We start from the raw sequence: 26,751 nt of genomic DNA, 5'->3' as shown, positions 1-26,751 counted from the left end.
GACAGAAAATCCTTAATAAAAATCAAAAAAATGCTAAAATACCCGTCATCTTCCAAGGTCGTCTGAAAGGCGTTCAACCACTTTTCAGACGACCTTCCGATTTATTTCCAGCAGAGAAAACCTTATGGCTTATCAAGTTCTTGCCCGTAAATGGCGTCCGAAAACCTTTGCCGACTTAGTCGGTCAGGAACACGTCGTCAAAGCCTTGCGCAACGCGCTGGACGAAGGCCGCCTGCACCATGCCTACCTGTTGACCGGTACGCGCGGGGTCGGGAAAACCACCATCGCCCGTATTCTGGCGAAAAGCCTGAACTGCGAAAACGCGCAACACGGCGAGCCTTGCGGCGTGTGCCAAAGCTGTACGCAAATCGACACCGGACGCTACGTTGACCTGCTGGAAATCGACGCCGCCTCCAACACCGGCATCGACAACATCCGAGAAGTACTGGAAAACGCCCAATACGCGCCGACTGCCGGCAAATACAAAGTCTATATCATCGACGAAGTACATATGCTCTCCAAAAGCGCATTCAACGCGATGCTGAAAACGCTGGAAGAGCCGCCCGAACACGTCAAATTCATCCTTGCGACCACCGATCCGCACAAAGTCCCCATTACGGTTTTGAGCCGCTGCCTGCAATTTGTCTTGCACAACATGACTTCGCAACAGGTTGCCGACCACCTTGCCCATGTTTTAAACAACGAAAACATCGCCTACGAACCTGCCGCCCTGCAACTTTTGGGCCGTGCCGCCGCAGGCTCGATGCGCGATGCTCTGAGCCTGCTCGACCAAGCCATCGCCATGGGTTCGGGCAGCGTTGCCGAACAAGACGTCCGCCAAATGATTGGTGCGGTGGACAAGCAATATCTCTACGAACTGCTGGCGGGTATCGTCAACCAGGACGGCGAAGCCCTGCTGGCGAAAGCGCAGGAAATGGCGGCGCGTGCCATCGGCTTTGACAGCGCGTTGAGCGAACTTGCCATGCTGTTGCAACGCCTTGCCTTGATACAGGCGGTTCCTTCCGCTTTGGCACACGACGACCCTGAGCGCGAAACCCTGTTGCAACTAAGCCAGGCACTCAGCGGCGAACAAATCCAGCTTTATTATCAATGCACTATCCACGGCAAACAGGATTTGAGCCTTGCGCCCGACGAATACGCCGGCTTCGTCATGACCCTGCTGCGTATGCTTGCGTTTGCGCCGCTGGCAGCGGATGCGCACGACGTTGGCGGACATATCGAAAATACCGAGCTGCATTCTGCCGAAACGGGTGTCCATACCGCAAAGAAGCCTTTGCAACTTCCCCAGTCTGAAGCCGCCAAACCGCCCGTTCAGACGAGCTCCACGCCTGCAACGTCGTCTGAAAACAAGGTTGCCGAACCGGTTTCGACTCAAGGAAACAACGACGTCCCACCTTGGGAAGACACGCCGAGCAAGGCAGAAACCGTAACAGAAACGCCTGCGCAAAAGGCGGATGCGAGCGTTCAGACGACCTCTGACGCAGCAGAGACAAACACTTCGTCCGCAAACGAAGCAGAAACGCCGTTTCAGACGACCCCTCAAGCCGAAACGTCGTCTGAAAATCAAGTTTCCGATTACGGGGCAGCAAACAACGAAACCGATGTTTCCTTGGCTGATACGTCGTCTGAAAACCCCATTCAGACGACCCCGATTGAAGAAGCCGTGGATGCAGAATCGTTTGCGCATGAAGCTTCCGCAGAGCCTTTCTACGATTACGGTTCGCCCGAGCATGACTACCCCGTAGCGGATAGCGCGGAAATGCCACCGCCGCCGGATTGGGAACACGCCGTCCCTGCCGATACGGCAGAAGCAGAATCGGAAGCCGAAGAAGACAGCGACGACGAAGACACGCAGTTCACCCCGCTGCCCGATTTTTCCACCGAAAACTGGGCGGCAATCGTCCGACATTTCGCCCGCAAGCTCGGCGCCGCGCAAATGCTGGCGCAACACGCCGCATGGACGCACTACGACGCAGGCAGCCATCTGATGATGCTGTCGCTGACCGACGAAGCCCGCGCCACCGCCAACAAAGAGCGGCTCGACAAAATCAAAAACACGCTTGCCGAAGCCTACGGCCTGCCGTTGAAATTGCAAACCGAACCGTGGCGCGACGATACCGGCTGGGAAACCCCGACCATGCGCCGCCAACGCCTCCAGCTTGAAGGCAGGCAGCAGGCACAGGATTTGCTCGAAGCCGACGAAACCGCGCGTCAGGTTTTAAAGGTTTTCGAAGCCCAATGGCAGCCCGATTCTTTGGAACTGGCGGAGCAGGCGGAATAACGGCAATCGAGAATTTCCGTTTCCCTTCGGATACCTAAACATTCAGGTCGTCTGAAAACCATCAACCCGCTTTCAGACGACCCTTCACACCAAACGGTATGACCCCATAACCTTAACGATTCAACCACAGGAGTTTTAAATATGTTCGGAAAAGCCGGATTAGGCGGCCTGATGAAACAGGCGCAGCAAATGCAGGAAAACATGAAAAAAGCGCAAGCGAAACTTGCCGAGACCGAAGTAGAAGGCGAAGCAGGCAACGGCTTGGTTAAAGTCGTGATGACCTGCGCCCACGTCGTGCGCAAACTCGAAATCAGCCCCGACCTGATTCAAGAAGCCGCAGACGACAAAGAAATGCTCGAAGATTTGGTGCTCGCCGCCATCAACGCCGCATCTGAAAAAGCCGAAGAAACCACCAACAAAACCATGGGCGCATTCACCCAAGGTCTGCCCGCAGGCATGGGCGACTTCTTCCGCTAAACCCGCGCCGCAAAAGCAAATAAAGGTCGTCTGAAACGCCAAAAAGCAGTTTCAGACGACCTTAGGATTATCGTTTTAACAAATCGACACCCGTCCAATATTTTCAGACGACCCCTGCCCGCTTTGGTAAAATACACCATACAATCAACCGCCCTCTTCCACCATTCCCCAACCACGCCAACCGCCCATGACCAACCAGCGCATCAACCACGAACCCATCTTCCTGCTTGCTTCCGCCCCTTGGCGCGAGAGCAGTTTATGGGTGGAAGTGTTCAGTCGCCGTTACGGGCGCGTGGCTTTACTGGCGAGAAGTGCGCGCAAGCGGCAGAGCGAGTTGCGCGGCGTATTGGTGCCGTTTGTACCGGTCAGCGCCTCTTGGTACGGTTCGCAAGAGTTGAAAACGCTGCATCGTGCAGAGTGGATAGGCGGCTGGCCGCAGCCGCAAGGCAGGGCTTTGTTCAGCGGTCTGTATATCAACGAACTAATGCTCAAACTGACGGCTCGCGAAGACCCGATACCCGAGCTTTACGACGCTCTGGAAGCAGTGATGCGGGCGGTATGCGGTGAAAACAGCCATACCGCTGCGCTGCGGCGTTTCGAATGGGCTTTACTTACCCGCTTGGGATTCGCGCCCGATTTGTTCCACGATGGCAACGGCGAAGCAATCCGCGCCGAAGAAACCTACTGGCTGACGCCTGAAAACGCGGTTGTCCCGATCGAAGAAGCTGAACGCTTCAATCCGCGCAACCATGGTGTTGCCGTCAGCGGCGACATCTTGATTCAGTTGCGCGAAGGCGATTTCACCCACCCCGAAAGTCTCGGACAGTCACTAAAAATCACGCGCCTGCTGATTGACAACCTCCTGCCCGAAGGCATTAAATCCAGACAGGTTTTGCAACAGCTCCAGCAATTCAGTTTCGGTATTTAATCCTTTTCAGACGACCTTTTAAATTTCGATTTTTTCTCTTAGTTTCATACTGATGCGGAAAATCAAAAGCATACCGCGCACATCAATCCGCGATCTCCGCAAACTTCTCCCAATTTGCCAACACATACGCCACAGCCGCCGCCATATCGTCATCCGCGATTTCGTAATATTCGCCGTCCAATTCCTCAAAATCGGGAAACTCGGCACGAATCTCGTCCAAAGATGCCCCGCTGTCCGCCATTTCCTCGATTTTCGCGCCGTCCCGCCCGTATAAAGCCTTTGCCTTATCCAAAATCTTAGGTGTCGGTTTAATCCGCCAGCGGCGCAGGCTGTCGGCGACGGGGTTATGGAACACATATTCGCCGTAACCCGCCGCAATCAGTTGCACAAAGCCGCCTTCCTGCACTTGGCTGTCCAAATAGCAGTAAGCCGTCAGCGTGTGCTGCTCGTCGTTCAAACACCGCATTTCCTCATCGCCTGCCGCATCCGTATAATCCAAATACGCCGCGCTCAATGTGTAGAGAAATTCTGCGGCGTCTTGAGGGTTCAAATCATCCTGCCGAAAAAGTGTCGTCATGTTAAAGCCCGTTTGAAAATAAAGTGGATTTAAAGCCGATTCATCATAAAACTGCATTATAGTGGATTAACTTTAAACCGGTACGGCGTTGCCTCGCTTTAGCTCAAAGAGAACGATTCTCTAAGGTGCTGAAGCACCAAGTGAATCGGTTCCGTACTGTCTGTACTGTCTGTGGCTTCGTCGCCTTGTCCTGATTTAAATTTAATCCACTATATAACCAAAGCATTATCAAACCAAAACCCATTTTCAGACGACCTTTTGCGCTGCACAAACAGGCGATATATCGTACAATAAGGTCGGACTTACCAAGGAAAAATCATGAACGCAAACACCGAAACCGTCATTATCTACCCCAAAGACCTGCCGCTGCACTGCTCCGGTCCCAACCACGAAACTTGGAACGGTCATCCGCGCGTCTTCCTCCCGATTCAGTCCGACAGCGACATCGAATGCCCCTACTGCGGAACGCGTTACCATCTCGAAGGCCACATTCCCCACCACCATTATTGAGACGCTATGAAGAGATACGCCCTCCTGCTGTTGCTCGGACTGTGTACCGCCTGCGGTTCGTATAAAGCCGTCCGCCCCGATGCCCCTCTCGCCGTCGTCGCCGAAGCGCAAAACAACGCCATCCGCTACCAAGCCGCCGACGGCAGCCGCATCTCCGCCATCTACGTCAACAGCAACAGCCCGATGACGGTCGAACTGCGTCAGGGAAGTACGGTCGAAAAACTGACGCAAACCCATTCGATGACCAAAACCACGGAATACCGCAACGCAAGCACAATATGGCAGCTTCAGGACGGCTTCGCCACGCTTACCCGCGGCGGCAAAACCGTCGTCTTCACCGAAATCATCGAATAATCCTGTCTGAAGTTCTTATCAAAAGGTCGTCTGAAACCCCAAAACAAGGTTTCAGACGACCTTTTTAGTCAACTGCCTGCATCAAATTAATGATGACCGCAGCCGCATTCTTTTTTCATGTCGATAACCATGCGGCCGGTGATTTTGCCTTCGCGCATTTCTTGGAAAATCGCCGGAGCTTCGTCCAAAGCACGCAGTTGGACTTTCGGTACGACCAAGCCTTCTGCGCCGAATTGGAAGGCTTCTTCCAAGTCTTTGCGCGTACCGACCAGCGAGCCGACCACTTCGATGCCGTCCAAGACCAGACGCGGGATGGACAGGTCCATAGATTCGGGCGGCAAGCCGATGGCAACGACGCGGCCGCCTGCGCGGACGCAGTCCACAGCGGAGTTGAACGCGGCGGCGGATACGGCGGTGACAACGGCTGCGTGTGCGCCGCCAGTTTTCTCTTGAATCACTTTAGCAGCGTCTTCTTTGGCGGCGTTGATGACTAAATCTGCGCCGCTTTCTTTAGCGAATGCCAGTTTTTCATCGTTGATGTCGATGGCGACAACGTGTGCGCCGAATACTTTTTTCGCGTATTGGACACCCAAGTTACCCAAACCGCCCGCGCCGTAAACGGCAATCCATTGTCCCGGACGCACGCCGGAAACTTTCACGCCTTTGTAAGTGGTTACGCCGGCGCAGGTAATGCTGGAAGCTTGCGCAGGGTCGAGGCCGTCGGGTACTTTGACGGCGTAGTCTGCATCGACGATACAGTGGGTCGCCATGCCGCCGTCGGCGGTGTAGCCTGCGTTCAATACGGAACGGCACAAGGTTTCGCGGCCGGTATTACAGTATTCGCACGAACCGCAGCTTTGGAACAACCATGCGATGCTGACGCGGTCGCCGACTTTCAGTGCATTCGCGCCCGGAGCAACTTCTTTGACGATACCGATGCCTTCGTGTCCCAACACGCGTCCCGGTTTTTCGCCGTAGTCGCCTGCCGCAACGTGCAGGTCGGTATGGCACACGCCGCAACATTCGACTTCAACCAACGCCTCGCCGTATTCCAACGGGCGTACTTCGCGTTCTACAACTTCTACATCACCTGCTACATTTTGATTTACAACAACTGCTTGCATCTTCATGGTGTTCTCCTTGGCATTCGTAAGAAATCCGTAAATGGTGGGACAGGCGGAATCGGAATAACGCCCTTCCTCTGAATGAGAATACTCCCCTTCATTTCGCTGTGTCAACACCCTATCTTTTTGAAAAATAAGAAATAAAATGTTATACCATAACAATCTGTTTGCGCAGAAATATATCTGCCAAGCCGCTGAAAAATTCTTACACATATCATGTAAAAAAGGTCGTCTGAAAACTTTAAATACATTAACAAACCCGCTTCATTTCCATGCGGGGTCAAGCCTTATCGGATTAGATTTCCTATTTTAGAAAATTACATATTTGGAATTTTGAGAACGATATCATTTTTAGTGCTTGAACTGAAAGAGAAAAAATACTATTCTATTTTCAGACGACGTTGGAGATACGTCCGAAACCTCAAGAAGACAACCAAGGAGACAGCATCATGGCAAAAGATTTAAATGTGTTTGATAAAGAGTACGGCCTCTTGATTAACGGCGTGTGGACCAAACCCGGCGCGCTTTTGGATTCATACAATCCTGCCAACGGAGAATTGTTAGCCAAATTTACCGACGCATCCGATGCCGATGTCGATGCTGCGGTTGCCGCCGCGCAAGAAACGTTCAAAACATGGCGCAAAACCACCACCACCGAACGCGCTGCCATCCTCAACAAAATCGCCGATGTGATTGACGAAAACTTGGAATTGTTCGCCTTGCAGGAAACGCTGGACAACGGCAAACCCATCCGCGAAACCCGCGCCGCCGATATACCTTTGGCTTCCGACCATTTCCGCTACTTTGCCAGCGTAATCCGCGGCGAAGAAGGCACTGCCACCCAGCTTGACTCCGAAGACCTGTCTATCGTCCTGCGCGAACCTATCGGCGTAGTCGGTCAGATCATTCCGTGGAACTTCCCCTTCCTGATGGCGGCTTGGAAAATCGCACCCGCACTTGCCGCAGGCTGTACCATCGTCATCCACCCGTCTTCCAGCACTTCGCTGAGCCTGTTGTCGCTCGCTCAAAAAATTAACCACCTGCTGCCTAAAGGCGTGCTGAACATCATCACCGGACGCGGTTCTAAATCCGGCGAATACATGCTGCACCACAAAGGCTTCAACAAACTCGCCTTCACCGGCTCGACCGAAATCGGCCGCCGCATCGGCATCGCTGCCGCCGAAATGCTCATTCCCTCCACCTTGGAGCTGGGCGGCAAATCCGCCAACATCTTCTTTGACGACATGCCGTTTGACAAAGCCCTCGAAGGCGCGCAAAAAGGCATTTTGTTCAACCAAGGCCAAGTGTGCTGCGCCGGTTCGCGTATCTTCGTACAAGAAGGCATTTACGACAAATTCGTCAACGCCTTGGCGGAAGAATTCAAAAAAATCAAAGTCGGTTTGCCTTGGGAAGACGATACCCAAATGGGTTCTCAAGTCAACGCCGGTCAGCTTGAAACCATTTTGAAATACGTCAAAATCGGCGAACAGGAAGGCTGCCGCATCATCACCGGCGGTAAGAAAATCGAAGGCGAGTTGGGCAAAGGCGAATTTGTCGAGCCGACCTTGATCGAAGCCGGCAGCAACAGCGCCCGTGTCGCCCAAGAAGAAATCTTCGGCCCGGTTGCTACCGTGATTAAATTCAAAACCGAAGAAGAAGTCATCAAAATGGCGAACGACAGTGAATACGGCTTGGGTGGCGCAGTTTGGAGTACCGACATCAACCGCTGCCTGCGCGTTTCCAATGCACTGGAAACCGGCCGCGTTTGGGTGAACTGCTACAACCGCCTGCCCGCAGGCGCACCGTTCGGCGGCTACAAAACTTCAGGCATCGGCCGCGAAACCCACAAAATGATGCTCGCCGCCTACACGCAGGTGAAAAACATCTACATTTCCACCCGCGAAGAGCGCGAAGGCTTCTATTGATTGCCAGCTGAACATCGTTTATTGATGTAGAAAAAAGGTCGTCTGAAAATCCGGATTCGGGTTTCAGACGACCTTTTGTGTTGACTGGATTTTTATGAGTACTTGTCGTTATAGACAAATAAACCGTCAGGCTTGGCTTTGGGAAGGATTAAACGGTTTTCAGGAGATCTATGAAGTCAAAGGGTAGGGATGATTTCGCTATACGGTTGAAAATCTGTTTTCAGACGGCCTTTTTTGAAATTGCAGTCAGGTCATCGTTACCTTATCGACGTTTCAAATTACCTAATTACCTGAAAGCCTGCCACACCACCCAAGCAATGATTGTCCAAGCAAATACCATTCCCGCTGCCAATATCATCACAAATACCAGCCAGACGGCAATCTCCATCTTACGTCCGGTCAATACGCGCCGTACTTTCCGCCGGCCGCCATGCCGATATGCGCGGCGCAGAACGGAAATGCGCTTTTTGCCGTAGCTCAGGAAATCCCAAGTAGCGGCAAAGAGTTCGAGAACGCCAGCTACAAAATCCAATACCACTATTTAAACTCCGTAAAATATACTGGCGTTATAGTAAATCCAAACAAGGAATCCCTATTCCGTCATGTACGCGCAGGCGGGAATCCGAGCCCTGATTTATCAGGAATATTTAGAGGTTGCCGCGACTTCAAACTTCTGGATTCCCGCCTGCGCGGGAATGACGGTAATTGAATCTTCCCTGTTCCAATCCGCTGTAAAAAACGTTTTCAGACGACCTTTTGATATTCGGGTTTACAACCCCAACTCCCCCCAAATCTCATCAATCTTAGCCGTAACCGCAGGGTCTTTTTTGATTACCCGTCCCCATTCGCGGTCGGTTTCGCCCGGCCATTTGTTGGTCGCATCCAAACCCATTTTGCCGCCGAGTCCGCTGACGGGGCTGGCGAAGTCGAGGTAGTCGATGGGCGTGTTTTCCACCAACACGGTGTCGCGCACGGGGTCCATACGCGTGGTGACCGCCCAGATGACTTCCTTCCAGTCGCGCACGTTCACATCGTCATCCACCACGATGATGAATTTGGTGTACATAAACTGACGCAGGAATGACCAGCAGCCCATCATCACGCGTTTGGCGTGTCCGGCGTACTGTTTTTTCATGCTGACCACCGCCATGCGGTAGGAACAGCCTTCGGGCGGCAGGTAGAAATCGGTGATTTCAGGGAACTGCTTTTGCAAGAGCGGTACGAACACTTCGTTCAATGCCACGCCCAAAACGGCGGGTTCATCGGGCGGTTTGCCCGTGTAGGTGGAGTGGTAAATCGGGTTTTCACGCATGGTGATGCGCTCGACCGTGAACACGGGGAAATGGTCCTGCTCGTTGTAATAGCCCGTGTGGTCGCCGTATGGGCCTTCCAACGCGGTTTCGTTCGGATGGATGACGCCTTCCAGCACAATTTCGGCACGGGCGGGCACTTGCAAATCGCTGCCGATACATTTCACCAGCTCCGTCCGCGAACCGCGCAGCAGTCCGGCAAACTGGTATTCGCTCAAGGTATCGGGAACGGGCGTTACCGCGCCCAAAATGGTGGCGGGGTCGCAGCCGAGCACGACGGCGACGGGATACGGCGTATCGGGATTGAGTTTGCGGAACTCCTGATAATCCAACGCGCCGCCGCGATGCGACAGCCAGCGCATAATCAGCTTGTTTTTGCCGATTAATTGCTGACGGTAAATGCCTAAATTCTGGCGTTTTTTGTGCGGACCGCGCGTGACGGTCAAGCCCCATGTTACCAGCGGCGCAACGTCTTCCGGCCAGCAATGCTGAATCGGCAGTTGATACAAATCAACGTCTTCACCTTCCCACACGATTTCCTGACACGGCGCATTTTTCACCACGTTCGGCGCCATGCTCCAAATGTCTTTCAGCAGCGGCAGTTTGGAAAACGCGTCTTTGATGCCTTTGGGCGGTTCGGGTTCTTTCAAATACGCCAGCGTCTGCCCGATTTCGCGCAGTTTGGACACGCTGTCCGCGCCCATGCCCATCGCCACGCGTTCGGGCGTGCCGAACAGGTTCGCCAACACGGGATAATCATAACGCGTACCGTCGGGCTTAATCGGGTTTTCAAACAACAACGCCGGCCCTTCGGCACGCAGCACGCGGTCGGCGATTTCGGTCATTTCCAAATGCGGGGAAACGGGATGCGCGACGCGTTTGAGTTTGCCCTGCTGCTCGAGCATAGCAATGAAGTCGCGTAGGTCTTTGTATTTCATGTTGATCCTTAGTTGAGGTCGTCTGAAAACCGGACTTTGGATTTCAGACGACCTGAATCATCAAATTTTTATCAGATTTTTTACAGAAGTTTCAATCGGTTCCGAAATAAACCTATAGTTACCAATACTACCAATTCACGCGTACTGCCCTGCTGCCGAGCAGTTTTTCCAGTTCGTCGAATAACGCGGAGCTGGGCGTAACCATCCATTTCGGCGGCACCTGAAACTTGCCCGACGCTTTGTCGTTGCTGTACGACAGTTGCAGCGGGATGTGCGGCGTGTCGGGCAGGCGGTGGGCGGTGAGGATGGTAGCGAGGCGCTCGATGTCGTGACCGGGGGCGAGGGCGAGGCTGAGGCTGCGGGCGTAGCGTTCGCGCGCCATTTGCAGGGTCATGACTTGGTTTGCCATGATGCGCAGCCCGTCGCTGCCGCCGTAATCATCGCGGCTGACTTTGGATTCGATAATCAACACTTGGTCGGATTTGAGGTAGTCGGCGCAGTTTTCCAGCGTCTGGCCGCTGACCATGATTTCAATCTGCCCGCTCAAATCTTCGAGGCTGACGAAGGCGATTTTGCCGCGCTTGCCCATCATGGTGCGCACGGCGGTAACGAATCCGGCGAGGCGCACGCTGTCTTGCGGTTTCAGACGACCTAATTTGGTCGGGGCGATTTGGCGGACTTCTTGAGCATACGGGCCGAACGGGTGGCCAGACAGGTAGAAGCCGATGACGGTTTTTTCTTCGGCGAGTTTTTCCGATTCGCTCCACATGGGCGCGTCGATGAGCTGCACCGGTTCGATGGCGTCTTCCATCATGTCAAACAGCCCGCCCTGATTGGCGTTGGCGGCTTTTTGGTCGGCGTTGTTCATGGCGAGGTCGATGTTTGCCAAGAGCATGGCGCGGTTGGGTTCGATGCTGTCGAACGCGCCGCCGCGTATCAGGGCTTCGAGGGTGCGGCGGTTCATGTGTTCTTTGCCGACGCGCTCGCAGAAGTCCAAGAGGCCGGTAAACTTGCCGCCGCTTTGCCGCGCGGCGATGATGGATTCGACGGCGGCTTCGCCCGTGCCTTTAATTGCGCCGAGTGCGTAGTGGATTTTCATGTTCGGATACGGCGTGAAGCGGTAGTCGGATTCGTTGATGTCGGGCGGCAGGAACTCGATGCCGTTGGCGCGGCAGTCGTCGTAGAAATGCTTGAGCTGGTCGGTGTTGTCCAATTCAGACGACATGGTCGCCGCCATAAATTCGGCGGGGTAATGGGCTTTGAGCCATGCGGTCTGGTAGGAAATCAGGGCGTAGGCGGCGGCGTGGGATTTGTTGAAACCGTAGCCGGCGAATTTTTCCATATAGTTGAAGATTTCGTCGGATTTTTCGCGCGAAATGCCTTGTTTTGCCGCGCCTTCAGCGAAGATTTCGCGGTGTTTCACCATTTCTTCAGGCTTTTTCTTACCCATGGCGCGGCGCAGCAGGTCCGCGCCGCCAAGCGAGTAGCCGCCGATAATCTGCGCCGCCTGCATCACTTGTTCCTGATACACCATAATCCCGTAGGTCGGCGCGAGGATACCTTCGAGCAGCGGGTGGATGTATTGGAATTCCTGACCCTTCATGCGCGCGACGAAGTCGGGAATGTTGTCCATCGGGCCGGGGCGGTAGAGCGATACGAAGGCGATGAGTTCTTCAAACTTGGTGGTGTGCGCCGTTTTCAGCATTTTTTTCATGCCGGTCGACTCGAACTGGAAGACGGCGGTGGTGTTCGCGTCGCGGAAGATTTTGTAGGCGGCTTGGTCGTCAAGCGGGATTTTGCCGACATCGACAATATCGCCGGTGGTGTTTTTGATGTTGTTCTGCGCCATTTCGATAATGGTCAGGTTGCGCAGACCCAAAAAGTCGAACTTCACCAAACCCACGTCTTCCACGTCGCCCTTGTCGTACATGGATACGGGCGAGGCGGATTCGTCCGCCTGATACACGGGGCTGTAATCGGAAATCTTGCCCGGCGCAATCAACACGCCGCCCGCGTGCATACCCAAACCGCGCGTCAAATCTTCCAGCTTTTTCGCCAGCGTAATCAGTTCGTCCGCTTCTTCCGCTTCAATCAATTCCTGAATCTGCGGCTCCGCCTTCATCGCGTCGTCCAAACCCAAAGGTTTGTTGGCTTCCAGCGGAATCAGCTTCGACAGTTTGTCGCACAGGGTAAACGGCAGCTCCAACACGCGCCCTACGTCGCGGATGACCGCTTTGGACGACATCGTGCCGAAGGTCACAATCTGGCTCACCGCCTGCGCGCCGTATTTATCGCGCACATACTCAATCACGCGGCCGCGGTTGCTCTGGCAAAAGTCCACGTCGAAGTCGGGCATGGAGACGCGTTCGGGGTTTAAGAAACGTTCGAACAGCAGCGCGTATTTCAGCGGGTCGAGGTCGGTAATCTTCAGCGAATACGCCACCAGCGAACCTGCGCCCGAACCGCGTCCCGGCCCGACCGGACAGCCGTGCGTTTTCGCCCAGTTGATAAAGTCTTGTACGATAAGGAAATAGCCGGGGAATTTCATCTGGATGATGATGTTCAACTCAAAATCCAGCCGCTCCTGATATTCCGGCATTTTCGCCGCCCGCTCCGCCTCGTCGGGATAAAGCTGAACCATGCGTTCCTGCAAGCCCTCGTTGGACAGTTTCACCAGATAATCGTCCAGCGACAGGCCGTCGGGCGTCGGGAACAAGGGCAGGAAGTTTTTGCCCAGCGTGATATGGATATTGCAGCGTTTGGCAATTTCCACCGTGTTTTCCAAGGCTTCGGGCAAATCGGCGAAACGCTCCAGCATCGTTTCCGGCGGAATGAAAAACTGGCTCGGCGTAAAATCGCGCGGACGTTTCTTGTCCGTCAATACCCAGCCGCCCGCGATGCACACCCGCGCCTCGTGCGCGTTGAAATCGTCGCGGCTCATAAACTGCGTCGGATGCGTCGCCACCACCGGCAAACCCAACTCCTCCGCCAGCTTCACGCTGCCCGAAACGCAAGCCTCCCATTCGGGACGTTCGGGCAGGCGTTGCAGCTCCAGATAAAACGCATCGGGAAACCACGCCGCATACTTCAACGCCGCCGCACGCGCCGCGTCTTCATTGCCGTTCAACAGATTCACGCCCACTTCGCCGTAATGCGCGCCGCTCAAACAAATCAAGCCGCTGTTGTCGCCGTTTTCCAGCCATTCGGGATTGAGTTCCGCATGATGGATATTGCGGTCTTTGCCGACATAGGCCTCCGTTAAAAGCTCGCTCAAGCGCAGATAGCCCGCATCATTGCGGATAATCAGCATGGCGCGGAACGGCTTGTCGGGCGCATTGGGATTGCCTATCCATACATCCGCCGCCCCGACGGGCTTAATCCCCGCGCTGCGGCAGGCTTTATAGAATTTCACCAAACCGAATTCGTTCATCAAATCGCTGATGCCCAAAGCAGGCAAACCGTATTCCTGCGCTTTGGCAATCAGTTTTTTAATCCGCACCATACCGTCGGTAATCGAAAACTCGGTATGCAGGCGCAGCGGGATGTAGGTCGGCTCGGTCATGGCAAAATCGGCGTGAACAATAAAAGGCGTATTGTAGCAGGGTTGGAAAAAGGTCGTCTGAAAAGGAGTGAAGCTGGGCTTGCCAAAACAAACAAAGTGAGTTTCGCTAAAACGGGCACGCGGGTTTTCAGACGACCTTGAAAGAAAAATGGTATATAAAACAGAAAAAATTTTCCATTCTATTTAAATTTTATAAAAAACAAAATAAAAACCGACCAATGTACAAATTTAGCATTCAAACGGTATGAAGTTTCCGAAATTTTACGATTTAATTACAACAAAATCTGATATTAAAATATGAAAAACGGGAATTAATATTGCATTTGCAATTCCAGCGGGTACAATGACGCAAAATGCCTATCGGCATAGAGAATGCGGTTTCCTGCATATTTCAATATCAATAAAGACCGCCTGATACGGTTGTATCGTGTTTCAAAAGGGATATATCAGAATGCTCCATATCAAAGTCGTCGTCGTCGGTAGTATCAACATGGATTTAGTAACCCGCGCCACCCAATTCGCGCGCGCGGGCGAGACTTTGCTGGGAAGCTCATTCCATCGCTACATGGGAGGCAAAGGTGCCAACCAAGCAGTTGCCGCCGCACGCCTAGGTGCATGCGTAACCATCATCGGTGCAGTCGGCGACGACGATTTCGGACTGGAAATGGTAACCAACCTCCGCCACGAAGGCATATGTACCGATTATGTCCAAACCATCATGGGACAAAACAGCGGCATGGCAAACATTACCGTTGCCGACGAAGAAAATTCCATCATCGTTATTGCCGGCGCAAATATGTATCTGACCGTTGCCGACATCGAAGCCGCAGAAGAACGGTTTGCCGAAGCCGACATCATCCTCAGCCAGCTTGAAATTCCGATGGAGTGCGTGATAGCCACATCAAAACTGGCAGCAAAATACAACAAACCCTTTATCCTTAATCCCGCACCCGCCCGCGCCATCCCGAAAGAATTGTTGGAGCAAATTACCATCTTAACACCCAACCGCTATGAGCTTGCCGCCAGCTTGGGAGCACCGCAAGGCTTGTCTCCCGAAGAGTTGATTTTAAAATCCCCCTGCCCCGTCCTGATGACTTCAGGCAGTAAAGGCGCCGTATATAAAGACCCCAAAGGCCGTCTGCGCCATGTTTCAGGTTTTAAGGTACAAACCTCCGACACCACGGGTGCCAGCGATGCCTTCAACGGCGCATTGGCAGTATTCTGGCACGAAGGCATAGACATCGCCGTACGCAAGGCCTGCGCCGCTGCCGCCCTGTCTATTACCCGCTCCGGCGCGCAAAACGGAATGCCTTTCGAGTTCGAGTTAAGCGGCTTCCTCGCCTCTCAAAAATAAGGTTTGATGCGGCAGATTTTTCCCTCTGACACACTATCTAAAACTACCTCAAAACGAGAACATCAGAATTTAATATTCTAAAATAATTTATTTTTTTAACTGTTAAGGCGTTTTCCTATGTAAAAAGGACAAACAGATCCGCCGTATTCGAACCTTCTATTAAATTTGGAAATATTTAAATTTTTATTATGATAAAAGGTCGTCTGAAACCCAAAATCAGGTTTCAGACGACCTTTTATATTTTCTGATTATCCTTACGGTTTCATCAGAATTTATGAACCATACCCAAAGAAACGGCTTTTTGCTCAACAGACCCTGTTTGAGTCGGCGTCAGGCGGGTTTTGCTGCCCAGTTTCATATAACCGGCATGAGCAAGCATAGAAGTACGTTTGCTGAATTTGTAGTTGGCACCAACTACAACTTGGTCGAACTTATCGACCAGTTTCTCGCCGCTGTTCACACCTTTTGCCGCCCAGCCGTGGGCGTAAGTGAGGCGCGGGGTCAGGTTACCGAAGGTATAACCCACGGTAACGGCTGCATCGGCAACTTTGACGGCTTCATTTTTACCGGCATCGGCAGTAATGTCAGCGCCTTTGTAAGTATTGAAATCATCGGTAAAGTAACCCAGATATTTATTTGCGCTTTCATGGCCTTTGGTATATTGCGCACCTACGCCGACAAACAGGTTGTTTTTGTCGTAGTAGCTCTCGATTTTAGCGATTTGCGCGGCTTTGGTTTTACCGTTCTTGTCGGTGTATGCGCCTTTGTAATGGCCATAGGCAAGGTTGGTGGTGAAACCGCTGTTTTCATAAGTCAAACCGGCGGTATATTGCTCTTTGCTGGGTTGTTCGTGCTTATATTTGTCGTCCGGATTGCGGTTGTCGCGCGGTGCGTAGGATGCATTGAACTTGAACCCGCCAAATGAAGGGCTGTCGTAACGCACGGATGTGGTGCGCACACCGGTGCGGGTGTTGATGCCCAAACCCATCGCGTTGGTTTTATACAACCACGGATCGATGGTATCCATCTCGTTGAGCATATTGTTCATATTGCCGACGCGAACCTTACCGAATGAGCCTTCCAAGCCGATGAAGGAATCGCGGTTGCCGAAACTTTGGCTATTGGATTCGCCCAAAATGGAAGTGCGCTGTTCCACCTGCCAGATGGCTTTGAGGTCGTCTGAGAGTTTTTCGCTGCCTTTGAAGCCGATGCGTGAAGTATTGTCGTTGATGCGGGTTGCAGTCGCGCTTTTTTCCGTACCTTCGTTACCTTTGATTTTCACCTGTCCGGAGGTGATGGTGCTTTTAACTTGTCCGTACAGGACAACTTCGGCGGATGCTGCAAAAGGCAAAGCCGCGATAGTCAGGGCAATAATGGCTTTTTTCATACAAACTCCTCTTTAATCAAAGAATCAAATTTAGGTCTATCGTTTTACAAAAATAAGAGACTCAAAACCAAAAACAGCAAGACCCGTGGAACAATTTGCGCAATCATAATGAACTTTCGATATTTAAACAATCTTTTTCATCTTGATAAGAATTATTATTCATTAGAGTTTAGACTTTTTACTACATTCACCCATTTTTTTATAGTTGATTCAAATAGAAACGCAAACCCACCATTTATGGATAGGCAGGAATTTGAGATTTGAAAGTAGCTTTTCCCCCATACACTTCATCCCGACTCCTAAAACCGGTTTCCACTCTCCTCAAAAAAATAATGATAAGTCATTTTTATCTGAATGAATATCCGGTATAGTCGTCTGAAAAGAGAAAAAGCACCTCAACCGAGGTGCTTTTTCTCTTTTCAGACGACCTTTTGCCGGGCATCAGCCTTTTTTATTGTTCAACGCGGCTTTGACAAACGCGGTAAACAAAGGATGGCCTCTGCGCGGGTTGGACGTGAACTCAGGGTGGAACTGGCAGGCGAAGAACCAAGGGTGGTTCGGCAGTTCGATGGTTTCGACCAAGCGTTCGCGTCCGGCAGATACGCCGCCGATAACCAAGCCTGCCTGTTCCAGCGTGGGAACGTAGTTGTTGTTGACTTCGTAGCGATGGCGGTGGCGTTCGCGGATATGTTCGCTGCCGTAGATTTTGGCGGCGAGGCTGCCTGCTTTCAATTCAACTTCTTGCGCACCCAAACGCATGGTGCCGCCCAAATCGGCGGATTCGTCGCGGGTTTCGACGCTGCCGTCGGCGGTTTGCCATTCGTCAATCAGGGCGACGACGGGCGCGGCGCATTTGAGGTCGAACTCGGTGGAATTCGCGCCTTTCAGGCCTGCGACGTCGCGGGCGTATTCGATCAGCGCAATTTGCATACCGAGGCAGATGCCCAGGTACGGCACGTTGTTTTCGCGGGCATAACGCACGGCGGCGATTTTGCCTTCCACGCCGCGCGAACCGAAGCCGCCGGGAACAAGGATGGCGTCCATGTCTTTGAGCATGGAAACGTCGCCGTTGTTTTTCTCGATGTTTTCGCTGTCAACGAAGGTGATTTGCACGTCGGTTTCGGTGTGGATGCCCGCGTGTTTCAAGGCTTCGATCAGCGATTTGTAGGATTCGGTCAAATCGACGTATTTGCCGACCATGGCGATTTTGACGGTGTGTTTCGGATTTTTGATGGCATGGACGATTTTTTTCCACGCAGTCAAATCCGCCTGTTGTACGTTCAGCTGCAACTGCTCGGTAATGATGTTGTCGATGCCTTGGTCGTGCAACATTTCGGGACATTCGTAGATGCTGTCCACGTCGTAGCTGCCGACAATCGCGCGCTCTTCCACGTTGCAGAACAGGGCGATTTTGCGGCGTTCGTCCGCCGGCATTTTCCGATCCATGCGGCAAATCAGGATGTCGGGCTGCAAACCGATGCTCAACATTTCTTTAACGGTATGCTGGGTCGGCTTGGTTTTGATTTCGCCGGCGGCGGCAATGTAGGGAACGTAGCTCAGGTGGGCGAACAAGGTGTTGTTGCGTCCCAACTGGCTGCGCATCTGACGGATGGCTTCCAAAAACGGCAGCGATTCGATGTCGCCGACCGTACCGCCGATTTCGACGATGGCAACATCGTAACCCGCCGCACCTTCGTGGATGCGGCGTTTGATTTCGTCGGTAATGTGCGGGATGACTTGAACCGTACCACCGAGGTAGTCGCCGCGGCGTTCTTTGGCGATGACGTTTTCGTACACCTGCCCCGTGCTGAAGCTGTTGCGGCGGGTCATGGTGGCGTTGATGAAACGTTCGTAGTGTCCCAAGTCGAGGTCGGTTTCCGCGCCGTCGTCGGTGACGAACACTTCGCCGTGCTGAAACGGGCTCATCGTGCCGGGGTCGACGTTGATATAAGGGTCGAGCTTGAGCATGGTTACGTTCAAACCGCGCGATTCGAGGATGGTGGCAATAGAAGCGGCGGCGATACCTTTTCCGAGTGAAGATACGACGCCGCCGGTTACAAAAATAAATTTAGTCATGATGCAGTACCCATGTTGGAATACGGGATTTTACCTTTAAGCGGGTTTTCTGGCAAACGCGGGACGGGATGCGGATGTGGTTTTCAGACGACCTCCGCTTCTACCCTTTTGCGTCTAGACAAGGCAATAATTTGTTAAAATAACGTCTGTTTGCGATTACCGATGACGATAAGGTCGTCTGAAAATGTCGGCTTCCTCATCGCCATCCCATGCCGCCGGATGATTCGGCCGGTTTGTTAAGATTAATTGATATGTATAAGTTCCTCCCTATTGTCCACGTTTTGTCCAGACTGGGGCTGCTGTTTTCCATGGTGCTCGCAGTACCGACGCTGATGTCGTATTTTTTTCTGGACAACGCGTTTCCGGCGTTTGCCTACACGGCTTTGGCGACAACGCTGACCTCTTGCGCGGTTTGGCTGCTGACCTTCCATTTCCGCCGCGAGCTGCGCCCGCGCGACGGGTTTACGTTGGTTTTGATGTTGTGGCTGGCGTTTGCGCTGGTGGCGGCGATGCCGATTTATATTCACATCCCGGGCATCAGTTTTACCGATGCGTTTTTTGAGGCGATGTCCGGACTGACGACGACGGGCGCGACGGTCATGACGAGTTTGGACACGCTGGCTCCGTCGGTGAATTTTTGGCGGCATATGCTCAACTGGCTGGGCGGCATGGGTATCATCGTGCTGGCGGTTGCGATTCTGCCGATGCTGGGCGTGGGCGGAACGCAGCTCTTCAAGGCTGAAATTCCGGGGATGGACAAGGAAAGCAAAATGGCGCCGCGCATTTCGCAGGTGGCAAAGAAACTTTGGTTCTTCTACACGATGACGACGGCGGCGGCTTTTCTGACGCTGCATTTTGCGGGGATGAGCTGGTTTGATGCGCTTTGCCACGCGATGTCGGCGGTGTCGCTGGGCGGTTTTTCGACACACGATGCCAGCATCGCTTATTTTGATTCGCTGACCGTCGAATGGGCGATCATGTTTTTCACGCTCTGGGGCGGTGTGAATTTTGCCACGCATTTCACGGCGCTGACACGGCGTTCGCTCAAACCCTATTGGCAGGACGAGGAATGCCGCGTACTGCTGGTGCTGCTGGCGGGCAGTATTTTGATGTCGGCGGTGTATCTGTGGCAGAAGGATTTTTATGCAACCTTTGGGGATTCGCTGCGTTTTGTCAGCTTCAACTTTGTCTCCATCGGGCTGGCAAGCGGTTTTTCCAACACGGATTTCGCGCAATGGCCGCTGATCGTGTCGCTGTGGATGTTTTTCCTGTCCAACCTGTTGGCAAGCTCCGGCTCTATGGGCGGCGGCATTAAAAATGTGCGGGCGTTGGTCTTGTTCAAATTCAGCCTGCGCGAGATGATGATTCTGCTGCACCCGAAAGCGGTGCGCACGGTCAAGGTCAACGGACGCATGATTCCCGACCGTATGGCGCTGACGGTGATGGCGTTTATTTCGATTTATTTCATGACGACGATTGTGTTCAGCTTTTTGCTGATGGCAAGCGGGATGGAATTTATCTCCGCCTTCACCGCCGTCATCGCGTGTATTACCAATGCGGGCCCGGGCTTGGGCGAAGTCGGACCGGCGGGCAGCTATGCGGTATTGAGCGATGTGCAGAAATGGCTGTGTTCGGCCGTCATGCTGCTGGGCCGCTTGGAAATTTTTACGGTGTTGATTTTGCTGACGCCGGCTTATTGGAAAAAATAAAGACAGGTCGTCTGAAAACGGATTTCGGGTTTTCAGACGACCTTTTTGCTTCACTGACACATCTTCTATTACCGCACAACACCTTTTCCTACCGTTACGCCTTCTATACATCCTTCTCATGACAAGGATGCTACAATTGGCATATTTTTTACTGTTATCGGACAGGTGTTTTATGCAGTATTTCTGCCTACTCATCCCCATCCTCATTGGCTATTTTCTTGACGAAATGACCGTCGGCGTCATTTTCGGCTCTATTTTATGGTTGTTTGCGCGGGAACTCGGCAAACCGCGTCAGGAAGAACATGATACAAAGCTGCAAAATCTGGAAAAAGAAATCGAGTTGCTGAAGCTTCGTTTGACGGCTTTGGAACACGAATCCGTTCATGATAACGCGGGAGTCGGTCAAGCGCGGAAACTGCGTGCTGTTTTGTCCGAACATGCCGACGATATTCAGACGCCCCCTGCGCCGCTTCATGAGAAGGTTGAACCTGTTGCAACTGCGGACAATGCGCCTGTCGAGCCGCATATCGAACCGGTTGCCGCTCCCTCTTTTTCTACACCCGTTCCTCCTGTTTCCGCTGAACCTTCCGTACAGCCCGAACCTGCTTTGTACGCAGACAGCGTCGAAACGCCTGCCCAAGTTTCTGCCATTCAAAAAGACGAACGCAAACAAGACGCGCCTGTCCTGCAAACGTCGTCTGAAAACGAAGTGCCGATGTCGTCTGAAAATACATCAGAAAACATCGACACCGAATCTCGTGAAACCGTTATCCATAAAGAGGAAGGTTTCGATTTCAAATTCTCCGAAAATCCCATTGTTGCTTGGTTCCTGCGCGGCAATCCGCTGCTGAAAACCGGTATCGTGGTGCTGTTCCTCGGCTTGGCGTTCCTCTTGCGCTATGCCTCCGAGCGGATTTATGTACCGGTGGAAATGCGTTACCTGACTGTGGCAGGCGCGGGTCTGGCAGCGGTCATCGGCGGCTGGAAGCTGCAAAGCCGCAAGCGCGAATACGGCTTAGTATTGCAGGGCTTCGGCGTGGCGGTGATGTATCTGACCGCTTTGGCGGCGTTGAAACTGCATCCGCTGCTGCCTGCGCCGATCGTGTTCGTGCTGATGGTGGCGATGGTCGTATTAATGGCGTTGCTGGCGATCAGGCAAAACGCGCAGATTATGGCGCAGGTCGCCTTGGTCGGCGGTCTGGCAGCGCCCATCCTGGTATCGGACGGCAGCGGCAATTATTTGGTGCTGTTTTCCTACCTTTCCCTGCTCAACGCCGGCGTAGCGGCGATTGCCTGGTTTAAGGCATGGCGGCCGCTGAACCTGACGGGTTTCGCCGGAACCTTCTCCATCGCCGCGTTGTGGGGCATGCAAAGCTATACGCCGCAGCATTTCGCCACGACCGAACCTTTCCTGATTTACCACTGGCTGCTCTACACCTTCATCGCCTATCTGTTCGCCCGCCGCAAGCTGACGGAAAACCGCGAAGACACGCTCGCGCCCGTTGCCGACAATGCGACGCTGGAAGAAATTTGGAACAGTATCTGCTCCCACGGCCTGCGCGTCCACGTCCTCGACCATACTTTATTGTTCGGTACGATGGCGGCGGCGTTCGGGCTGCAATACCGCATGGTGGAACACTGGTCGTCTGCGGACGCATTCTCTGCGCTGGGCTTCGCCGCCGTTTACGGGCTTGCCGCGCTGTTGCTGAAACGGCAACAGGGTTTGTATATCCTGCGTCAGGCATTTGTTGCCCTGTCGCTGCTTTTCCTCACACTCGCCGTTCCGCTTCACTTTGAACGCGGCAACACCGTCATCCTGTGGACGGTAGAATCCGCGCTCGTGTATTTCTTCGGACTGCGCCAACAGCGTCCGCATATGCGTTTGGGTGCGCTCGTCGTTTATCTGCTGGCGGCGCTGATCCAACTGAGCGGTTATCAGGAGGGAGGATCCACCATCCTGCGCGGTCAATGGTTCACCACCCTGCTGACCCTGTTCGGCGGCGCGGCAATTTACCTGCAATGGCATCTCTACCGCCGTAAAGGCTCGGCACACTGGGAACACACGCTTCAAAATGCAACCCTCTGCGCCGCCCTGCTCTACACATCCATCCTGCCTTTACTGTTTTTCGCGGAACGCGGCAGCATCATCATTTTCTCTGCTTTGGTGGCAGCTTGGGCGTTCTGCCGAGGCAAAGGCAAGTCGGACGTGTTCAGCACATTCGCCTTGGGCAATGCAATCTTTATCCTGCTCTTCCAAGCCTCGATTAATAATGAATCCAACGGCTTCCTGACACACTGGCACCTCTTTGCCGCCGCGCCGCTGCTGTTTGCCGCTGCCTACATGCTGCAATATCCGCGCGTCCAAACCGAAGCATCTGAAAACCAAGACAAACAAGACCAAACCCTCCCGTTCTCGCAAATTGCGGGCTGGGCTATCCTCGTTATCGCCCTGATGCTGGGCGGCTTCGCCATCTATACCCAATGGACGGGCGAAGAAACCCTGTTTATCGAGCTTTGGGCATTGCCGATATTCACCACCTTGCTGTTGCTTGCCAACCGTTTGAACTGGAAAGAGCTTTTTCAGACGACCTTGGCATTCCTGCCCCTGTTTGCCCTGCACTTCATCGGCTATCACCTCGAACCCCTATGGACGGCCGCCGCAGCCCTGCCGCTTGCCGCCGCCACCGTGTTGAACTTCGTCATCCTGAATAACCGCCAAACCCATGCGCCTATCGGCTTGCACAAACTTAACATCATCCTGATCGGCATCCTTTGGTCGCTTTGGGCAGGAATGTATGTCGGCGATCGTCTCGACGGCGTTTGGTCGCAGCTCTCGTGGCTTGCCGTACCGCTGATCATGTGGGTCGTCCTCCATACGCAGCGGCAGCGCGGCTTTTTCAGACGACATCAAGCCGCCTATCAGCATTTCGCCCTGCCGATAGCCGCCCTTGCGTCGGCAAGTTGGATGATATGGACGAACTTCTCCACTCCGTTCCAACCTGCGCCCTTGCCGTATATCCCGCTGCTTAACCCGCTGGAGCTCGCCTGCGCCGGAATGCTGTGGTTCGCCCTGAAGTCCCTGCCTGAAGCCCTGCCTGCAGAATACCGCCGCGTGAACGCGCCCGGCGTCGCCGCCCTCGCATTCATGGTCATCAGCGCGGGTGTGATGCGTCTGTGGCACTTCTACGACGGCATCACTTGGCGCCTCGACATCATGCTTCAATCCTTCGGCCTTCAAGCCAGCCTCTCTGTCGTCTGGGCAGTGACTGCCATCATCCTGATGGTGTACGGCAACCGCCGCAAACTGCGCCCCTTCTGGATAACCGGCGCAGCGCTGATGGCCATCGTCGTCGTCAAGCTCTTCCTCATCGAGCTTTCCAACAGCGGCGGCATCGCCCGCATCGCCTCCTTCATCATCGTCGGTGTGCTGCTGCTCTTGGTCGGCTGGTTCGCGCCCGTTCCGCCCAAAGCGGTGGAAAACGAAGAGGACAAAGCATAGCCCAGTCCCCCAAAGCAAAGGTCGTCTGAAAACCGATTCAGGTTTTCAGACGACCTTTTTAGTAGAAAGAACGTTATAGCCCGCTTGCCAAGTAGTTCAATATCCTGATTGTTCCGTCGGCATTAGGGCAAACATTCCCGAGCGGTTATTTCAGATGAATTGTCGGTTGATAGCCTTTTGCCTCTTCCGAACCGTCAAACGGCACAACAACGCCATCCGCGTAGGTTACATACGCTTTGTATTTCACTGAGACATCGCCTTTAGGATTCAGCGCGATAAATGGGAAAGCGGTAAATTCGCCCGCTTCCATACGGCCTTTGTAAATGATGCTGACGATATTGCCTTCCGCATCTTTTTCTGTTTTATAAGTCCAACCCGGAACAGGATGGATGGATGAACAAGAGTTTCACACCTTCGGCAACCACCATTTTTACCCCGGTTACCGCCTTACCGCGATTGGTCGGCACATTCAGGCGGAAATGGTCTGATTTTCCAGAAATACTATCAACACCATTAGAATAATTGCGAATCGTAACATGCGCCTGAGCGTCCATCATCAATGCAGACAGTGCCAAAGCAGAAAACAATAGCTTTATTTTCATTATGTTATCTCCGTATAAAGAGTGGATAACAAGATCACCGCTGAAGGCTTGCCCGAATCCTAGCAGAGAATGTCCATCAAAGGAGCATATGTTCGCCTTTATTGCGCCAACAAGGGAACAGAAAGCCGAATACACCCATTAAGGTCGTCTGAAAGACAGATTTAGGCTTTCAGACAACCTTTCGAATAATTTGCTTGAACCACTATTCAACAGCTTTTTAAATCTTGACCCACCCCACCTCAAACGCCCGCCTTGCTCTTCCATTGCCGTTATTTCCATTCCCACCGACGCAAGGAAAATACGCAAAAATCGATAAGTTAGAAATGCAGCAGTCTTGAAATATTCCCGAAATGCCAAGGTCTGGATTCCCGCCTGCGCGGGAATGACGGCGGCAGATTAAACAATCGAACCCGGTCGGCAAGACAGTATCGACGCACCGCCATCCCGTAGCGTGGGCTTTGCCCACAAAATCCGTTTGAAAACCTTGCACCAAAGAATAGCTATAAACCCGAACGGACAATGACTATTTCAAAACAAATGTCGTCTGAAAACAGATAGCCAGTTTCGCCAAAACGTTTTCAGACGACCTTTGGGGTAACAACTGTCTCTTGGTTAATTCCCCATAGATTTCTTGCCGGACAAATCGGCAATCTTATTTAATAAATCAAGCACCTTATCTGACCCCAAATCATTGTCCGACTGCTTGTCTGCTGATGAATTGTCAGGCAAGTATGGATTGCTCAACAAGCGATTGCGGATTTGGGTAAAGGTTTCCTGCACATATTCACCTGCTTTTTCCGACTCATAGTAACTAGCAGCCGCAGGTAAAGATGCTTTAAGTAAACCACTATACAGTTCGATTTGGTGTTTCATATTGGAAAAATGACGGACTTCCCCCAACAGGTTTTTTTGATGACGCAGACAGGTTGTGCCAATCAGCATTAACGTAATGATAGGGAAAGTGTAAAACAAGAGTTTTGGCAAAGAATCAGGAGGGGAAACGAATCTAAAAGCTATGAGTAAGATAATACCAATAACGAACAAGCCAATCCCAAAAAATTTGAACAGTCTTGCTGCATTTTCATTATTTTCAATCTGTTTATCTGTATTTTTTAAAGCATGTTCTAATGCATCTATGGCATCCTGAATCCGACTATTCAATTCTTTTTTCGAAACATCTTTTAATCTTTCTGAAAATCGGTTCTTCTCTTCTCTTTCTTGTTTAAGCTGATTTTCTAGTCGATTGATTTCCTCTTGGCTTTCTTGGTCGGCTACCGATTTTGCTTGTTCTAGCTCTTTCTCTAGTTGTCGAATCTTGTTTTCAGATTCAGCTATTTGGGCTTGCAAAGAAACAAGACCTGTATCCCAATAGGGGGACTCGATACTTTCCGGAAATCTGATATGAATGAATTGATTTTCTTCTATGGTTGTGGCTACAAATCTTGCCCCATAAAAATCAGCTCCATGCAAATTTGCTCCTCGTAATTGTGCTCGCTGAAAATTCGTTTCTCGACAGTTCGCATCTTGAAGATTTGCATCCTCAAGATGCGAATAGGCTATTCTTGTTTTAGAGAGATCTGTCTTCGTCAAATTTGCTTGATTTAGAGAGCTTTCTTCAATGTATGCTTCACTAATATCCGCCCCGCTGAAATCAGCTTTATATAATGTTGCCTGATAAAAATGAGCATTTTTCAGATTTGCACCGCGAAAATCAGCTTGGCTTAAGTTTACTTCCCTAAAATACAATCCACTCAGATTTGAATAACTCAAATCTATTTTTGAGAGATTCTTCTCCCAAAAAGGAGGTACTATGTATCTCGCCTCTGCATAATCTGAATCTAAACCGCTTAAATCATATCCCGTAAAAACAGCTTGTTTACCTTCTTTACCACCACTTGAAAGCCATAACTGATGGTCTTTCAGCATGGATACTACGGTTTCCATGTCTATCTTCTGGTATGTTTGTTCCATTATTTTTCTCTACATTAATCATAATCATTGGATTGACTTAAGCAGGTAATTCACTAGCCTAAGCCGTAGGTCGGGCATGAATGTCCGACCCACCTGCGTTTTCCGTTCGTCGTTCCCGCGCAGGCGGGAATCCAGACCTTGGCATT

The 26,751-nt window shown here is 52.3% G+C and carries 19 protein-coding genes; 9 read left to right on the top strand and 10 right to left on the bottom strand.

What is annotated here, in order from left to right; all coding sequences use genetic code 11:
- Positions 1–124: 124 nt before the first annotated feature.
- The 3 genes from dnaX (at position 125) to recO (ending at position 3,707) form a co-directional block, all read left to right on the top strand.
- The gene (dnaX, locus tag HMPREF2954_RS05540; RefSeq protein WP_045075053.1) at positions 125–2,302 is read left to right on the top strand and encodes a DNA polymerase III subunit gamma/tau; all 2,178 of its coding nucleotides are present in this window, start codon (positions 125–127) and stop codon (positions 2,300–2,302) included.
- Between the two features lie 141 nt (positions 2,303–2,443).
- Entirely contained in the window at positions 2,444–2,779 is a 336-nt protein-coding gene (locus HMPREF2954_RS05535) for a YbaB/EbfC family nucleoid-associated protein (protein WP_003744574.1), read from the top strand.
- 187 nt (positions 2,780–2,966) lie between these two features.
- Positions 2,967–3,707: a DNA repair protein RecO gene (gene recO / locus HMPREF2954_RS05530; protein WP_003744573.1), complete on the top strand. Its 741-nt coding sequence runs from the start codon at positions 2,967–2,969 to the stop codon at positions 3,705–3,707.
- A gap of 82 nt (positions 3,708–3,789) precedes the next feature.
- Here recO and HMPREF2954_RS05525 read toward each other — a convergent pair whose 3' ends face one another.
- On the bottom strand, positions 3,790–4,284 hold the full coding sequence (locus HMPREF2954_RS05525; protein ID WP_045075057.1) for a DMP19 family protein: 495 nt from the start codon (positions 4,282–4,284) through the stop codon (positions 3,790–3,792).
- 318 nt (positions 4,285–4,602) lie between these two features.
- Between HMPREF2954_RS05525 and HMPREF2954_RS05520 the strand changes: the two genes are divergently transcribed.
- A complete protein-coding gene (locus HMPREF2954_RS05520; RefSeq protein WP_003763364.1) occupies positions 4,603–4,794 on the top strand; it encodes a zinc-finger domain-containing protein in 192 nt (63 codons plus the stop codon).
- 6 nt (positions 4,795–4,800) lie between these two features.
- Entirely contained in the window at positions 4,801–5,148 is a 348-nt protein-coding gene (locus HMPREF2954_RS05515) for a hypothetical protein (protein WP_003763387.1), read from the top strand.
- 86 nt (positions 5,149–5,234) lie between these two features.
- On the opposite strand, the gene adhP is transcribed toward HMPREF2954_RS05515, so the two are convergent.
- The gene (gene adhP / locus HMPREF2954_RS05510) at positions 5,235–6,278 is read right to left on the bottom strand and encodes an alcohol dehydrogenase AdhP (protein ID WP_082054554.1); all 1,044 of its coding nucleotides are present in this window, start codon (positions 6,276–6,278) and stop codon (positions 5,235–5,237) included.
- 443 nt (positions 6,279–6,721) lie between these two features.
- Here adhP and HMPREF2954_RS05505 point away from each other — a divergent pair, with 443 nt between their 5' ends.
- A complete protein-coding gene (locus HMPREF2954_RS05505) occupies positions 6,722–8,197 on the top strand; it encodes an aldehyde dehydrogenase family protein (protein ID WP_045075060.1) in 1,476 nt (491 codons plus the stop codon).
- A 286-nt stretch (positions 8,198–8,483) separates the two neighbouring features.
- On the opposite strand, the gene HMPREF2954_RS05500 is transcribed toward HMPREF2954_RS05505, so the two are convergent.
- From HMPREF2954_RS05500 to dnaE, 3 genes are all read right to left on the bottom strand, one after another.
- On the bottom strand, positions 8,484–8,735 hold the full coding sequence (locus HMPREF2954_RS05500) for a hypothetical protein (RefSeq protein ID WP_045075062.1): 252 nt from the start codon (positions 8,733–8,735) through the stop codon (positions 8,484–8,486).
- Positions 8,736–8,966: 231 nt separating this feature from the next.
- Entirely contained in the window at positions 8,967–10,445 is a 1,479-nt protein-coding gene (gene ubiD, locus HMPREF2954_RS05495; RefSeq protein ID WP_045075064.1) for a 4-hydroxy-3-polyprenylbenzoate decarboxylase, read from the bottom strand.
- A 127-nt stretch (positions 10,446–10,572) separates the two neighbouring features.
- Entirely contained in the window at positions 10,573–14,007 is a 3,435-nt protein-coding gene (gene dnaE / locus HMPREF2954_RS05490) for a DNA polymerase III subunit alpha (protein WP_070689042.1), read from the bottom strand.
- A gap of 451 nt (positions 14,008–14,458) precedes the next feature.
- Here dnaE and HMPREF2954_RS05485 point away from each other — a divergent pair, with 451 nt between their 5' ends.
- A complete protein-coding gene (locus tag HMPREF2954_RS05485; RefSeq protein ID WP_039408657.1) occupies positions 14,459–15,361 on the top strand; it encodes a ribokinase in 903 nt (300 codons plus the stop codon).
- Between the two features lie 265 nt (positions 15,362–15,626).
- On the opposite strand, the gene HMPREF2954_RS05480 is transcribed toward HMPREF2954_RS05485, so the two are convergent.
- Both HMPREF2954_RS05480 and HMPREF2954_RS05475 read right to left on the bottom strand, forming a co-directional pair.
- Complete coding sequence (locus HMPREF2954_RS05480; RefSeq protein WP_045075069.1) at positions 15,627–16,748, bottom strand: porin; 1,122 nt, start codon at positions 16,746–16,748, stop codon at positions 15,627–15,629.
- A 441-nt stretch (positions 16,749–17,189) separates the two neighbouring features.
- Positions 17,190–18,824, bottom strand: a complete 1,635-nt coding sequence (locus HMPREF2954_RS05475) for a CTP synthase (RefSeq protein ID WP_003768576.1) — start codon at positions 18,822–18,824, stop codon at positions 17,190–17,192.
- A gap of 251 nt (positions 18,825–19,075) precedes the next feature.
- Here HMPREF2954_RS05475 and HMPREF2954_RS05470 point away from each other — a divergent pair, with 251 nt between their 5' ends.
- Both HMPREF2954_RS05470 and HMPREF2954_RS05465 read left to right on the top strand, forming a co-directional pair.
- Entirely contained in the window at positions 19,076–20,533 is a 1,458-nt protein-coding gene (locus tag HMPREF2954_RS05470; protein ID WP_045075072.1) for a TrkH family potassium uptake protein, read from the top strand.
- A gap of 172 nt (positions 20,534–20,705) precedes the next feature.
- Positions 20,706–24,032 carry a DUF2339 domain-containing protein gene (locus HMPREF2954_RS05465; RefSeq protein WP_210398480.1) on the top strand — a complete coding sequence of 1,109 codons (3,327 nt, stop codon included), beginning with the start codon at positions 20,706–20,708 and terminating at the stop codon, positions 24,030–24,032.
- A gap of 145 nt (positions 24,033–24,177) precedes the next feature.
- On the opposite strand, the gene HMPREF2954_RS12940 is transcribed toward HMPREF2954_RS05465, so the two are convergent.
- From HMPREF2954_RS12940 to HMPREF2954_RS05455, 3 genes are all read right to left on the bottom strand, one after another.
- Positions 24,178–24,342 (bottom strand): hypothetical protein, encoded by a 165-nt coding sequence (locus HMPREF2954_RS12940; protein WP_197067795.1) that lies wholly within the window; start codon positions 24,340–24,342, stop codon positions 24,178–24,180.
- A 52-nt stretch (positions 24,343–24,394) separates the two neighbouring features.
- The gene (locus HMPREF2954_RS12935) at positions 24,395–24,634 is read right to left on the bottom strand and encodes a hypothetical protein (protein WP_197067796.1); all 240 of its coding nucleotides are present in this window, start codon (positions 24,632–24,634) and stop codon (positions 24,395–24,397) included.
- Positions 24,635–25,246: 612 nt separating this feature from the next.
- On the bottom strand, positions 25,247–26,578 hold the full coding sequence (locus tag HMPREF2954_RS05455) for a pentapeptide repeat-containing protein (protein WP_168165595.1): 1,332 nt from the start codon (positions 26,576–26,578) through the stop codon (positions 25,247–25,249).
- Between the last annotated feature and the right edge of the window lie 173 nt (positions 26,579–26,751).

Source organism: Neisseria sp. HMSC067H09 (genome assembly GCF_001814135.1).
Lineage (GTDB): Bacteria > Pseudomonadota > Gammaproteobacteria > Burkholderiales > Neisseriaceae > Neisseria.
Note: the sequence above shows the minus strand (reverse complement) of the source record. Positions and strands in the feature narration are given on the sequence as shown.

Coding starts and splice junctions, on each gene's coding strand:
- adhP (WP_082054554.1), bottom strand. CDS start 6,278: ATGAAGATGCAAGCAGTTGTTGTAAATCAAAATGTAGCAGGTGATGTA.
- HMPREF2954_RS05505 (WP_045075060.1), top strand. CDS start 6,722: ATGGCAAAAGATTTAAATGTGTTTGATAAAGAGTACGGCCTCTTGATT.
- HMPREF2954_RS05515 (WP_003763387.1), top strand. CDS start 4,801: ATGAAGAGATACGCCCTCCTGCTGTTGCTCGGACTGTGTACCGCCTGC.
- HMPREF2954_RS05535 (WP_003744574.1), top strand. CDS start 2,444: ATGTTCGGAAAAGCCGGATTAGGCGGCCTGATGAAACAGGCGCAGCAA.
- HMPREF2954_RS12935 (WP_197067796.1), bottom strand. CDS start 24,634: ATGAAAATAAAGCTATTGTTTTCTGCTTTGGCACTGTCTGCATTGATG.
- HMPREF2954_RS05520 (WP_003763364.1), top strand. CDS start 4,603: ATGAACGCAAACACCGAAACCGTCATTATCTACCCCAAAGACCTGCCG.
- HMPREF2954_RS05485 (WP_039408657.1), top strand. CDS start 14,459: ATGCTCCATATCAAAGTCGTCGTCGTCGGTAGTATCAACATGGATTTA.
- HMPREF2954_RS05480 (WP_045075069.1), bottom strand. CDS start 16,748: ATGAAAAAAGCCATTATTGCCCTGACTATCGCGGCTTTGCCTTTTGCA.
- HMPREF2954_RS05470 (WP_045075072.1), top strand. CDS start 19,076: ATGTATAAGTTCCTCCCTATTGTCCACGTTTTGTCCAGACTGGGGCTG.
- dnaE (WP_070689042.1), bottom strand. CDS start 14,007: ATGACCGAGCCGACCTACATCCCGCTGCGCCTGCATACCGAGTTTTCG.
- dnaX (WP_045075053.1), top strand. CDS start 125: ATGGCTTATCAAGTTCTTGCCCGTAAATGGCGTCCGAAAACCTTTGCC.
- ubiD (WP_045075064.1), bottom strand. CDS start 10,445: ATGAAATACAAAGACCTACGCGACTTCATTGCTATGCTCGAGCAGCAG.
- HMPREF2954_RS05525 (WP_045075057.1), bottom strand. CDS start 4,284: ATGACGACACTTTTTCGGCAGGATGATTTGAACCCTCAAGACGCCGCA.
- HMPREF2954_RS05455 (WP_168165595.1), bottom strand. CDS start 26,578: ATGGAAACCGTAGTATCCATGCTGAAAGACCATCAGTTATGGCTTTCA.
- recO (WP_003744573.1), top strand. CDS start 2,967: ATGACCAACCAGCGCATCAACCACGAACCCATCTTCCTGCTTGCTTCC.
- HMPREF2954_RS05475 (WP_003768576.1), bottom strand. CDS start 18,824: ATGACTAAATTTATTTTTGTAACCGGCGGCGTCGTATCTTCACTCGGA.
- HMPREF2954_RS12940 (WP_197067795.1), bottom strand. CDS start 24,342: ATGGAAGCGGGCGAATTTACCGCTTTCCCATTTATCGCGCTGAATCCT.
- HMPREF2954_RS05465 (WP_210398480.1), top strand. CDS start 20,706: ATGCAGTATTTCTGCCTACTCATCCCCATCCTCATTGGCTATTTTCTT.